This is a genomic window from Corynebacterium sp. 335C (genome assembly GCF_053525695.1).
The window spans coordinates 1160009-1172428 of the sequence record NZ_JASTTB010000001.1 but is presented as its reverse complement, the minus strand read 5'-3'; the positions used below and the strand labels follow the sequence as shown (position 1 = coordinate 1172428).

At 75.4% G+C, this 12420-nt stretch carries 10 protein-coding genes; 9 read left to right on the top strand and 1 reads right to left on the bottom strand.

Going from position 1 to position 12420, the window contains the following annotated elements; all coding sequences use genetic code 11:
* The first annotated feature begins 560 nt into the window (after positions 1-560).
* From idi to QQS41_RS04930, 8 genes are all read left to right on the top strand, one after another.
* Positions 561-1235, top strand: a complete 675-nt coding sequence (gene idi, locus QQS41_RS04965; protein ID WP_448851549.1) for an isopentenyl-diphosphate Delta-isomerase — start codon at positions 561-563, stop codon at positions 1233-1235.
* On the top strand, positions 1232-2278 hold the full coding sequence (mvk, locus tag QQS41_RS04960; RefSeq protein WP_448851548.1) for a mevalonate kinase: 1047 nt from the start codon (positions 1232-1234) through the stop codon (positions 2276-2278). Before idi ends, mvk begins: the two co-directional genes overlap by 4 nt.
* Positions 2275-3318 (top strand): diphosphomevalonate decarboxylase, encoded by a 1044-nt coding sequence (mvaD, locus tag QQS41_RS04955; protein ID WP_448851547.1) that lies wholly within the window; start codon positions 2275-2277, stop codon positions 3316-3318. Before mvk ends, mvaD begins: the two co-directional genes overlap by 4 nt.
* Entirely contained in the window at positions 3318-4430 is a 1113-nt protein-coding gene (locus tag QQS41_RS04950) for a phosphomevalonate kinase (RefSeq protein WP_448851546.1), read from the top strand. Before mvaD ends, QQS41_RS04950 begins: the two co-directional genes overlap by 1 nt.
* Before the next feature lie 93 nt (positions 4431-4523).
* Positions 4524-5570 carry a hydroxymethylglutaryl-CoA reductase gene (locus QQS41_RS04945; RefSeq protein ID WP_448851545.1) on the top strand — a complete coding sequence of 349 codons (1047 nt, stop codon included), beginning with the start codon at positions 4524-4526 and terminating at the stop codon, positions 5568-5570.
* Positions 5571-5836: 266 nt separating this feature from the next.
* Complete coding sequence (locus tag QQS41_RS04940) at positions 5837-7027, top strand: hydroxymethylglutaryl-CoA synthase (RefSeq protein WP_448851544.1); 1191 nt, start codon at positions 5837-5839, stop codon at positions 7025-7027.
* A gap of 296 nt (positions 7028-7323) precedes the next feature.
* Positions 7324-7659, top strand: coding sequence for a hypothetical protein (locus QQS41_RS04935; protein WP_448851543.1), 336 nt, complete (start codon positions 7324-7326; stop codon positions 7657-7659).
* Positions 7656-9164 carry a hypothetical protein gene (locus QQS41_RS04930; protein ID WP_448851542.1) on the top strand — a complete coding sequence of 503 codons (1509 nt, stop codon included), beginning with the start codon at positions 7656-7658 and terminating at the stop codon, positions 9162-9164. The genes QQS41_RS04935 and QQS41_RS04930 overlap by 4 nt, the downstream gene beginning before the upstream one ends.
* A gap of 370 nt (positions 9165-9534) precedes the next feature.
* Here QQS41_RS04930 and QQS41_RS04925 read toward each other — a convergent pair whose 3' ends face one another.
* The gene (locus QQS41_RS04925; protein WP_448851541.1) at positions 9535-10413 is read right to left on the bottom strand and encodes a dienelactone hydrolase family protein; all 879 of its coding nucleotides are present in this window, start codon (positions 10411-10413) and stop codon (positions 9535-9537) included.
* Between the two features lie 76 nt (positions 10414-10489).
* Here QQS41_RS04925 and glmS point away from each other — a divergent pair, with 76 nt between their 5' ends.
* Positions 10490-12364 (top strand): glutamine--fructose-6-phosphate transaminase (isomerizing), encoded by a 1875-nt coding sequence (gene glmS / locus QQS41_RS04920; RefSeq protein WP_448851540.1) that lies wholly within the window; start codon positions 10490-10492, stop codon positions 12362-12364.
* Positions 12365-12420 lie beyond the last annotated feature (56 nt).

Below are 12420 nucleotides of genomic sequence, written 5' to 3'. Positions count from 1 at the left end.
GGGCGCCCACGAGAGGAACCCCCGGAGCATGACCATCCGCCGCACCGCCGGCCGCGCCCTCGCGGCCGGCGCCGCCCTGTCCGCCGTCCTCGCCCTCGCCGCGTGCGGCGACGACGACCGAGCGCACCACCCGCGAGCGCACGACGCAGCAGCAGGCCCCGCAGACGACCCGGACGCAGCAGGCGCCCGCCCCCGCGCAGGGCGGCTCCGACCCGCAGCTCGCCTGGCGCAACCAGGGGCCGTTCGGCAGCTACGAGTCGTGCGAGGCGACGCGCGGCCAGTGGCCCGTCGCCAGCCGCGCCTGCTACCAGAGCGGCGGCTCCTGGTACTTCGAGGGCCAGACCCAGACCGGCGGCTAGTCCCGCCCGGCCCCGACCCCGCCCGCCCGCGGCGCCATGGCCGCGGGCGGGCGCCGTCGTCACGCGGACCCCGGCGGGGGCCCGCACCCGGCCCCGCGCGCCGCGACCCGGCGCGCGGGGCCTCGCCGCGTCCGGGCCGGTCGCGCACCGTACAGTGGAGGGGTGACCCATGAGCCTCCCCAGAGCAGGAAGGACGCCCCGATGACGGACGACACCGTGGACCCGGATCGGATCCGCGACCGCTTCGCCCCCGGCGAAGCCGACATCCAGGTGGAGGTCGTCGACGACGACGGCCGCGTGCTCGGCACCGTCGGGAAGATGGAGGCGCACATGCCGCCGGGCATCCTGCACCGCGCGTTCTCCCTGTTCCTCTTCGACGGCGACGGCCGGATGCTGCTGCAGCGCCGCGCCGCCGCGAAGTACCACTCGCCGATGCTGCTCACGAACTCCACGTGCTCGCACCCGCGGCCCGGCGAGCCCGTCGCCGACGCTGTGCGCCGCCGCGCGAAGGAGGAGCTGGGCGCTGAGGTCTCCGAGCTGGAGGAGCTCGGCCTGGTCATCTACCGCGTCGACGACGACCGCACCGGCCTGTCGGAGCACGAGTACAACCACGTCTACGCCGGCCGCGTCGACCTGGACACCCTCGACCCGGACCCGGAGGAGGTCGACGAGGTCGTGCTGGTGACCCCGGAGGAGCTGGCGCGGCGGCGCGCCGACGAGCCGTTCACGCAGTGGTTCAACCACGTGTGGGCCATCGGCGCGGAGAAGTTCGCGAAGTGGGGCTTCGACGTCGAGGGCGTCGAGGGCGTCGACGGGGACGCGGACGTCCGCGGCGTCGAGGTCCGCCACGCCGGCGGGGCTGTGGACGCGCGATGACGAAGGCCGACGACGAGAGCCTCATCGGCGTGCCCGACCTGCCGGGCGACCTGGGGGATCCGGACGCGGAGCTCGCCGCCCCCGCCGCGGAGCCCGCGGAGGGCGGCGCCCGCCGCTCCGCCTGGGGCGAGGCGCACGCCAAGGCGATCCTGCTGGGCGAGCACTCCGTGGTCTACGGCCGGCCCGCCATCGCGGTGCCGGTGCCGACGCTGCGCACCGTCGCCCGCGTCGACGCGGAGCCCGACGGCCCGATCCTGCTGGGCCTCGACGGCGACGTCATCGAGATCGGCGAGCTGCCGGAGCGGCTGGCGTCCATCGGCGAGGCCGTGCGCATCACCCTGCGCCGCTTCGGGCTGCCGGAGTCCGGCGTGCTCATCCGCCTGCGCAGCGGCATCCCCGCCTCGGCCGGCCTGGGCGGATCCGCCGCCGTGGCGCACGCCGTGGTGGAGGCCATCCGCGACTACGCCGGCGGGGAGCTGACGGAGAAGGAGCGCTTCGACCTGGTGCAGGCCGCCGAGCGCATCGCCCACGGCAGCCCGTCCGGGCTGGACGCGACGGCGACGCGCGCCGACCTCCCGGTGCACTTCCGGGACGGGGAGACGACGCCGCTGCCGGTCGGCGCCCGCATGTGGATCGTGCTGGGCGACACCGGGGTGCGCGGCTCGACGTCGCTGGCCGTGGCGAAGGTCCGCGGCTACGTCGAGTCCCGCCCGGAGCGCGGCGGCGAGCTGCTCGACCGCCTCGGCGACCTGACGGAGGCGGCGGCCGGGGACCTGGCGCGCGGCGACGTCGCGGCGCTGGGCCGGCGGATGGACGGCGCGCAGGTGGCGCTGGACGAGCTGGGCGTCGGGCATCCGGCGCTGACGGACCTGGTGGAGGCCGCGCGCGGCGCGGGGGCGGCGGGCGCGAAGCTCACCGGCTCCGGCTGCGGCGGCTGCGTGCTGGCGCTGGCGGACTCCGCGGAGGCCGCCGAGCGCGTCGCGCACGCGATGACCGCCGCGAACGCCGTGGCGACGTGGACGATGGAGGTGGATCCGGCGTGACCGGGACGAACGGGACCGACGTGAACGGCGCCGCCGGCGCCGCGGAGGGCGCCGCCACCGCGGTGGCGCACCCCAACATCGCGCTGGTGAAGTACTGGGGCAAGCGCGACGCGGCGCAGCAGCTGCCGGCCACCGGCAGCCTGTCGCTGACGCTGGGCATCGCCCCGACGACCACGACGGTGGAGCTGGGCGCCGCGGCCGCCGACCACGGCACCCTCAACGGCGCGGAGATGACCGGAAAGGACCTCGACCGGGTCCGCCGCTTCCTGGACCTGGTGCGCGGGCGCGCGGCGCAGGCCCGCGGCCTCGATGCCGCCGACCTGCCGAAGGCCCGCGTCACGAGCGTCAACGAGATCCCGACGGGTGCCGGCCTGGCGTCGTCGGCGTCCGGCTTCGCGGCGCTGACGCTCGCGGCGGCCGGCGCCTACGGCCTGGAGCTCACCGACGCGCAGGCGTCCGCCCTGGCCCGCCGGGGCTCGGGGTCGGCGTGCCGGTCCATCTTCGGCGGCCTCGTGGAGTGGCTGCCGGGCGAGGACGACGCGTCGAGCCACGCCGTCGCCCTGCCGGACTCCGGACTGGAGCTGGCGCTGGTGGTGGCGGTGCTGTCGCCGGGGCGCAAGAAGATCGACTCGCGCGCGGCGATGGCCCGCACGGTGGAGACCTCCCCGTACTTCCCGGCGTGGAAGGAGCTGGTGCCGGGCGACATCGCGGCGATGAAGGAGGCCATCGCGGCCGCGGACTTCACCGCCGTCGGCGCGCTGGCCGAGGCCAACGCGATGCGCATGCACGCGAGCATGCTCGGCGCCTTCCCGCCGGTGCGCTACTGGACGCCGGACTCGGTGGCGGCCCTCGACCTCGTCGTGAAGCTCCGCGAGGAGGACGGCGTGGAGTGCTACGCCACCATGGACGCCGGCCCGAACGTGAAGGTGCTGTGCCGCCCGGCGGACGCGCCCGCGGTGGAGGCGGCGTTCCGCGCCGCGTTCCCCGGCATCGACGTGCTGGTCTCGGGCCACGGGCCGGGCGCGCGGCGGACGGCCTGATGTCCGCGGTCGGGCTGGGCTGCGGGAAGCTGTACCTGGCGGGGGAGTACGCCGTCATGCACCCGGGCGGGCTGGCGGTCGTCGCCGGCGTCGACCGGTACGTGGAGGCGGCCGCGACCGGGGTCGCGGATCGCGGGGGTTCGCGTGACGACGGCCCCCGCCCCGGCCTGGTGACCTCCTCTCACTGGGACTCCCCGCGGGCCTACCGCGTGGGGCCGGGCGGCGCCGTCGACGCCGCGGAGTGGGGCGAGCCGGACCTGGTGCTGCGCGCCCTCGACGCCGCCCACCGCGTCGCCGCCGCCCGGGGCGCGGAGCCGCGGGCGCTCGACATCGCGATCACCTCGGACCTGGACGACGCGGAGACGGGCCGGAAGTACGGGCTGGGCTCCTCCGGCGCCGTCGTCGTCGCGGTCGTCGACGCGGTGAGCCGCGCCCTCGGCGTGCCGCTCGACGCGATGGGCCGCTACCGGGCGGCGATGGCCGCCACCGTCCTCGCCGGCGCCGCGGGCTCCGGCGGCGACATCGCGTGCGCGGCCCACGGCGGCGTCGTCGCCTACCGCCGCCCCGACCCGGACGCCCTGCGGGAGCGGGTGCTCGCCGACCCCGTCGCCGCTGTCCTGGAGCCGTGGCCGGACGGGGAGGTGCACCGCGTCGCCGTCGACCCGGCGGTGCGGCTGCTCGTCGGCTGGACCGGCCGCCCCGCCGACACCGGCGACCAGCTGGCCCGCGCGAACCGCCGCACCCCCGACCCGGCGGCGCTGGCGGCGTTCGTCGCCGCCGCCTCCGGCGCGGCCGCGGACCTGGGGGAGGCGCTGGGGGCCGGCGACGCCGCGGGCGTGGCCGACGCCGTGCTGCGCGCCCGCGCTGCGCTCGCGGACCACGCCGCGGACCGCGGAACCGTCATCGAGACGCCGCTGCTGGCGGCGCTGGCCGACGCGGCGTGGGCGCACGGCGCCCCGGGGAAGTCCTCCGGAGCCGGCGGCGGCGACTGCGGCATCGCCCTGGACTGCGGCGACGCCGACGCCGACGGCCTGCGGGAGGCCTGGCGGGAGTCGGGCATCGTGCCGCTGGACCTGGCGTTCGACGCGCGCATCGCGGCCCGCGGCGACTGAGGCGCCGGCGCCGCGCCTAGAATCCGGGGTGATGACCCCGCGCGCCGCAGCACCCCGCGGCCGCGCCCCACGACGACGCAGGAGCGCCCCGCCATGAGCCACGAACAGTCCTTCGCCTCCATCCCGCTGAGCTGGATCGGCCCGGTCCGCATCTCCGGCAACGTCATGGAGGACGAGCTGGAGCTGCCGCTGGCCACCTACGAGACGCCGCTGTGGCCGTCGTGCGGCCGCGGCGCCAAGATCTCCCGGATGATCGAGGGCGGCATCACCTGCACCCTCGTCGACGAGCGGATGACCCGCTCCGTCGTCTTCGAGACCCCGTCGGCGGCGGCCGCCGTCGTCTGCCGCGACCGCATCGAGGAGCTGCGCGGCGGCCTGCAGGACGTCGTCGCCCGCTCCAGCCGCTTCGCCAAGCTCATCGACGTCCACTACCAGGTCTACGGCCGCCTGCTGTTCGTCCGCTTCGAGTTCCTCTCCGGCGACGCGTCCGGCCACAACATGGCGACGCTGGCCGCCGAGAACCTCATGTCGCACCTCATGAACGAGATCGACGACCTGGGCTACGGCTCCATCTCCGGCAACCTGTGCACCGACAAGAAGACCTCGGCGGTCAACGGCCTGCTGGGCCGCGGCAAGAACATCATCGCCGAGGCCGTCATCCCGGAGCCGATCGTCCGCGAGCGCCTGCGCACCACCGCCCAGCGCATGGCGACGCTCAACGAGCGGAAGAACCTCATCGGCTCCATCGCCGCCGGCTCCCTGCGCTCCGCCAACGCCCACTACGCCAACATGCTGCTGGGCTTCTACCTCGCCACCGGCCAGGACGCCGCCAACATCGTCGAGGGCTCCCAGGGCGTCACCCAGATCGAGGCGCTGGAGGATGGCTCCGCGCGCTTCTCCACGACGCTGCCGAACCTCATCGTCGGCTCCGTCGGCAACGGCAAGGGCCTGGACTTCGTCGAGGAGAACCTGCGCCGCATCGGCTGCAAGGAGGACCGCGAGCCCGGCGACAACGCCCGCCGCCTCGCCGCCTGCTGCGCCGCCATCGTGTGGTGCGGCGAGCTGTCCCTCATGGCCGCCCAGACCAACCCGGGCGAGCTGATGGCGACGCACGTCTCCATCGAGCGCGCCGGGAAGTAGGAGGCGCCGGCCGGGCCCGGCCGGGCCCCGCGGGCCCGTGCCGCGGCGCGGGGAGCCCGGGGAGCCGCGGCGGCGGCCGTCGCAAAGCGTTTATCATGGAACGCATCCGCGCGCGGATCCCGGCCCTCCGCCCCGGAACGCGCCCGGCGGGCGTAAAATCCCCGTGGAGCACGGGCCGGCGATCCCGCGCCGCCCGCGCCCGGCATGGGCGCGCCGCGGGGCCGGCCCCGGAAGCGTTGACAGACGGAATGGATGTAGCTGAGCAGATGACCACCACCACCGGAACCACCGTCGGCATCGACGACATCGCCTTCGCGACGGCGTCCTACCGCATCGACCTGGCCGACATCGCCCCGCGCCTGGGCGCCGAGCCCGCGAAGTACCACAAGGGCCTGGGCCAGGAGCAGATGAGCGTCGTCGCCGCCGACGAGGACCCGGTGACCATGGCCGCCGCCGCGGCGAAGCGCATCATCGACCGCCACGGCGCCGACGGCATCCGCACCCTGATGTTCGCGACGGAGACGTCCATCGACCAGTCCAAGGCCGCCGGCGTCTACGTCCACGAGCTGCTGGGCCTGCCGGAGAACGTCCGCACCGTCGAGCTCAAGCAGGCCTGCTACTCCGCGACCGCCGGCCTGCAGTTCGCCGCCGCGCTCGTCGCCCGCAACCCGGAGGAGAAGGTGCTGGTCATCGCCTCCGACATCGCGCGGTACGACCTGGACTCCGCGGCGGAGCCGACGCAGGGCGCCGGCGCCGTCGCCATGCTCGTCACGGCGAACCCGTCCATCCTGGCGCTCGACGCGGCCTCCGGTGTCTTCACCCGCGACGTCATGGACTTCTGGCGCCCCAACCACCGCTCCCAGGCGCTGGTCGAGGGCAAGCTGTCCATCACCGCCTACTACGACGCCGTCGAGGGCGCCTACCGCGACTACCTCTCCCGCGGCGGCGCGCCGTTCGAGGAGATCGACCGGTTCTGCTACCACCAGCCGTTCACCCGCATGGCCGTCAAGGCGCACCGCCACATGGCGGAGGCCCTCGGCGTGGACATGTCCGAGGAGGAGCTGCAGGAGGACCTGGGCAGCACCCTCACCTTCAACCGCCGCCTGGGCAACAGCTACACCGCCTCCGCGTACTTCGGCCTGCTGGGCCTGCTGGACAACGAGGACGACCTGGCCGGCAAGAAGGTCGCCGTCATCAGCTACGGCTCCGGCTGCGTCGCGGAGTTCCTCTCCGGCACCGTGGTCGAGGGCTACCGCGACCAGCTGCGCGCGGAGGAGGACGAGCGCATCCTCGCCGACCGCGTGAAGCTGGACGACGAGGCGTACTACGCGATGCAGAAGCGCGAGATCGCCGACCCGGGCGAGTTCTCCAACGTCGGCGAGGGCCTGGCCGCCGGCACCGGCCCGTTCCGCTGGACCGGCGTCGAGGGCTGCAAGCGCATCTACGCGGCGCGGTAGCGCGGCGTCGTCCGGCCGGAGGGGCCGGGCCGTCCCCGCGGAGGAACCGCGGGGAGCCGCGGGGAGCCGCGGGGTGCGGAAGGGGCATGGTTCGTGCGCGATGGGCGCGCGGGCCGTGCCCCTTTTTTCGCGTCGGTTTTCCGCGCCTGCGGGCGCGGCCGGTGGTGGCGGCCGCGGCGGGGTGCGGGGGCCGCCGGCGGGGGTGATGGAACCGGATCGGCGTCGCGTGCGTCTATTGATGCGAGACCACGTCGACGAGGGCCGGCTCCGTGCCGGCCGGGGAGGGGACCGAGGACATGCAGGGGGAGACCATGCCGGGGCGGCTGGGGATGACGGCGGGGGCCGTCGCCCGCGCCGCCGCCGACGTCGCGGGCCGCGCGGAGCGCGCGGGGGCGTCGTGGACGGCGGTGCCGCCGTTCGCGGCGACGGCGGCGGGAGCGGGGTTCGCCGGCCACGGGGCGCGCCTGGCCGCGGCGGTGGAGGCGATGCGCGCGCGGGGCGTGCTGCTCGCCGGGCGGCTCGCGGGCTACGCGCCGGGGGTGGCGGCCCAGTTCGCGGAGTTCGGGGAGCGTGACGACGTCACGGGGACGCGTCTCACCGCCGTACCGCGGCCGGGGGAGGTGGACCGGTGACGGCCTTCGCGGGGACGGGGACCGCCGGGCTGGCGGGCGTGCTGTCGGGTGCGGCGGCCGTCGCGGCGCCGCACGGGATGGCCGCGCCGCCGGCGTCGGAGGCGGCGCGCCTCGGGGCGCACGCTGCCTGCGCCGACGGGCTGGACGCCGCGGCGTTCGACGCGGTGGCCGCGGGCCTGGACTGCGGGTGCGCGGAGTCCGCGGACCGGGTCGTGCGCATGCCCGGGCTGGACGGGGAGGCCGCCGACGCGGTCGGCGCGGCGGTGGGCCGCGCGGTGGGCGGCGTCGGCGCGCACTGGGACGCCGCCGCGGCCGCGGGGGCGGGCCTGCGGGCCGGGGGACGCGCCGCCTGCGGGGTGGCGGAGCACGCCGATGCGCTGGTGGGGTCGATGGTCGGCGCCGCCGGCGGGGTCGTCGAGGCGTGCCTGCCGGCGTCGCAGCTGCCGGTGCTGGGCCAGGTGGCGGCGTCGGCGGCGTGCACGGTGACCGCCTCGCTGGTCGCGTGCATCGAGGGCGTGCTGGCGGCGCGCGACGAGTGCATCGGCGCGCTGCTGGAGTGCTCCGTCGCGGAGCTGGAGGCCGCCGCCGCGGTGGGCGAGGTGGAGGACTGCCCGGCCGTCGCCGAGTGCCCTCCGGAGACCGTGCCTGCCTTGCCGCTTGTACCCGCCGGGCTGCCGTCGGAGCCTCCCGTGATGGCGGCGCCGGAGCCCGCGCCACCTGCGGGGAAGCAGGCTCCAGAGATGCCGTCGGCTCCTGCTCCGGACTGTCCGCCCGCCACTCCGCCGGCAGCTCCGCCCGCCGCGCCGGGCACGGTGGCCCCGGCGGCGTGCCCGACCGGAACGGGATCCGGCTCCGGGGCATCTATCGGCGCAGCGGTCGGGGGATGGATCGACGCGGGGATCGCGGTCGGCGCGGGGGCCGTCGCCGGCGCGGCCGCGGCCGTCCAGGCTTCCGCGGAGGTGGCGGGCTCGGTGGGGGCCGGCGGTCTGCTGGACATGTCGATGCCGTGCCCGCCGCCCGTCGTGGACTGTCCGGCGCCAGCGACACCGGTCGCGGCGGAATGCCCGCCGGCTCCCTGCCCGGAGCCCGAGCCGGAGCCGTGCCCGGAGCCGGCTCCCTGCCCGGAGCCCGAGCCGTGCCCCGAGCCTGCGCCGGAACCCGAGCCCGAACCGGCGCCCGAACCCGCTCCGGAACCTGAGCCCGAGCCCGAGCCGGTGCCCGAGGAGCCGCCGGTGCCGGCCGGAAAGCTGGAGCACATGCCGGAGCTGCGCGAGCAGGTCGCGGATGAGACGCCCGCCGAGCTCCCGATGCCGGAGGGCAAGGGCGATGGCTCCCCGGTCGGGGAGCCCGCACCCGCCCCGGCCGATGAGTCCGCGTCGGCGCCCACGCAGGAGCCTGTGCAGGGTCAGGCTCCGGCGCCGGCTTCCGAGTCCGATCCAGCGCCTGAGCCTGCCCCGGAGCCAGAACCCGCCGTCACGGTGCCGAGGGCCGGTGACTGGACGTGAGCGGCATGAGCGGTCCGGATCCGGCCGCGCGGCGCGCCGCGATCCTGCAGGAGTACCACGACGCCGTGAACCGCTGCCGCGACCGGTGGGATGCCGACCTGCGGCGCGTCCAGCGCACGCTCCGCGACGCGGCGCGCACGGCATCCGCGGCGGGGAAGCCCGGCGAGCGGAGCCCGGATCCGGGACATCGGGATGGCGCCGCCGCGGTCCCGCCGTCGAGGGGAGGGGACGCGGCGGTCGCGGGAATCCTGTCGCGGTGAGCCGGTCAGCGGCCTGCATTTCACCCCGACACGGCGGAGGGCCCGCCGGACGATGCATCTCGTCCGGCGGGCCCTCCGCCATCGGGCCGGAGCCCGGTGCGGCCGTGCGGCTACTCCTCCTTGCCCTCGTCGCCCTCGCGGCGCTGGTGGCCCTTGACGATGACGTACTCGGTCTCGGGCAGCTCGTCGCGCAGGCGCTGCAGGCCGAAGGCCTTGGTGCCCTTGATGGCGCTGTTCGGGTCGGCGAACGCGGCGTAGTCCTTGTCCTCGCCGACGGTGGCGAGGAGGAAACCGGTGACGTAGGCGAGGGCGGTCTCGCGCTCCTTGCGCTGGTTCTTGCCGGAGCCGAGGAGGCGGCGCCACATCGGGGACTCGGAGAAGCCGCCCTGCTCCGCCTTCTGCACCTCGCGGTACATCACGTCGCCCTTCCAGTTGACGGTGAGGCGCTTCGGGTTGCCGCGGTCGAGCCACTGGTTCTCGCCGGGGGCGAGGATGAGGCCCGGGGCCTCGACGTTGGTGGCCGCGGCGGCGGCCGGCGGGGCGACCTCGGCCGGGTAGATGGCGGCGACGCCCTTCAGCGGCTCGCGGTCGGCGGCGGCCAGGACGGCGGCGCCGGCGCCCATGCCGTGGCCGACGAGGCCCATGCGGGACGGCAGGACGGTGATCTCGCCGGAGCCGAGGCGGACGCCGGCGAGGATCTGCAGGCAGGACTCCAGGTCGGCGGCGAGGCCGCGGTGGTCGGCGACGAAGCCGTTCTCCGTGTCCGGGGCGGCGACGGCGATGCCCCACGACGCCAGGTGGCGCAGCGTGTGGTGGTAGTTCTCGATCGGCTCGCGCCAGTCGTGGCCGAACGCGACGGCGGGGAGCTTCTTGCCCTCCGCCGGCACGTAGACCTTGCCGGGCAGGCCGGCGAAGGACAAATCGCCGACGAGGACGCGGTGGGGGCCGCGCTTGGACAGGTTGGACACGAGCTTGTTCAGATTCGCCACGGGCCCAGCATAACGGGCGCGCGCGGGGAACGGGCGCCGTTACCGGTCGCGTGCCCCGGACGCTATTCTGGCGGGCATGTGCGGAATCGTTGGATACGTGGGAACCCAGCCCGGCCTCGACGTGGCGGTCGAGGCGCTGCGACGCATGGAGTACCGCGGCTATGACTCGGCGGGCGTCGCCGTCCTCGACGGCGAGGGCGGCGTGCACGTCTCCAAGAAGGAGGGCAAGCTCGCCAACCTGGAGGCGGAGCTCGACGCGGTCGGCCGCGACTCGTTCACCGGCACCACGGCCATCGGCCACACCCGCTGGGCGACGCACGGCCGCCCGAACGACGCGAACGCGCACCCGCACGTCTCCTACGACGGCAAGGTCGCGATCGTGCACAACGGCATCATCGAGAACTTCGCGCCGCTGCGCGCGGAGCTCGAGGACGCGGGCGTCGAGCTGAAGTCGGAGACGGACTCCGAGGTCGCCGCCCACCTGTTCGCCCGCGCCTACGCCGGCGAGGACGGCGCGGGCGTGGAGGGCGACTTCCGCGCCGCCGCGCTGCACGTGCTGAACCGCCTGGAGGGCGCGTTCACCGTGCTGTTCACGCACGCGGATCACGCGGACCGCATCATCGCGGCGCGCCGCTCGACGCCGCTCATCGTCGGCGTCGGCGAGGAGGGCATGTACCTGGGCTCCGACGTGGCGGCGTTCATCGCGCACACGAAGGAGGCCGTGGAGCTCGGCCCGGACACCGCGGTGGAGATCACGGCGGACTCGTATACGATCATGGGCTTCGACGGCGCGGAGCAGGACGGCCGCCCGTTCACCATCGACTGGGACCTCGAGGCGGCGGAGAAGGGCGGCTACGACTCCTTCATGGTGAAGGAGATCCACGAGCAGCCCGCCGCGGTGCGCGACACCCTGGCCGGCCACCTGGTGGACGGCCGCATCGTGCTGGACGAGCAGCGGATGACGGATCAGGACCTGCGGGACATCGAGAAGGTGTTCGTCGTCGCCTGCGGCACGGCGTACCACTCGGGCCTGCTGGCGAAGTACGCCATCGAGCACTGGGTGCGCATCCCGGTGGAGATCGAGGTGGCGTCGGAGTTCCGCTACCGCGACCCGGTGCTGGACCGCCAGACCCTCGTCGTGGCGATCTCGCAGTCCGGCGAGACGGCGGACACGCTGGAGGCCGTGCGCCACGCGAAGTCGCAGGGCGCCCGCGTGCTGGCGGTGTGCAACACCAACGGCGCGCAGATCCCGCGCGAGTCGGACGCGGTGCTGTACACGCACGCCGGCCCGGAGATCGGCGTGGCGGCGACGAAGTCGTTCCTGGCGCAGATCGCGGCGAACTACATCGTCGGCCTGGCGCTGGCGCAGGCGCGCGGCACGAAGTACCCGGACGAGGTGACCCGCGAGTACGAGGAGCTGGAGGCCATCCCCGCCAAGATCGAGGAGGTGCTGGCCAAGGGCGACGAGTTCCTGGACATCGCCCGCGAGCTGGGCGCGATCCCGACGATGCTGTTCCTCGGCCGCCACGTGGGCTACCCGGTGGCGCTGGAGGGCGCGCTGAAGCTGAAGGAGCTGGCGTACATCCACGCGGAGGGCTTCCCGGCCGGCGAGCTGAAGCACGGCCCGATCGCGCTCATCGAGGATGATCTGCCGGTGGTCGTGGTGGTGCCGTCGCCGAAGGGCCGTGCGGTGCTGCACTCGAAGATCGTCTCCAACATCCAGGAGATCCGGGCCCGCGGCGCGAAGACCATCGTCATCGCGGAGGAGGGCGACGAGGCGGTCAAGCCGTACGCGAACTACCTCATCGAGCTGCCGGGCACGTCGACGCTGCTGCAGCCGCTGCTGTCGACCATCCCGATGCAGTTCCTGTCGGCGGAGATCGCCCGCCAGTGCGGCAACGAGGACATCGACAAGCCGCGCAACCTGGCGAAGTCCGTGACGGTCGAGTAGGACCGGCGGCCGCCGCGGCCACCGCAGCCCTCCCGGGGCGGCGGTGGCCGCGGCGC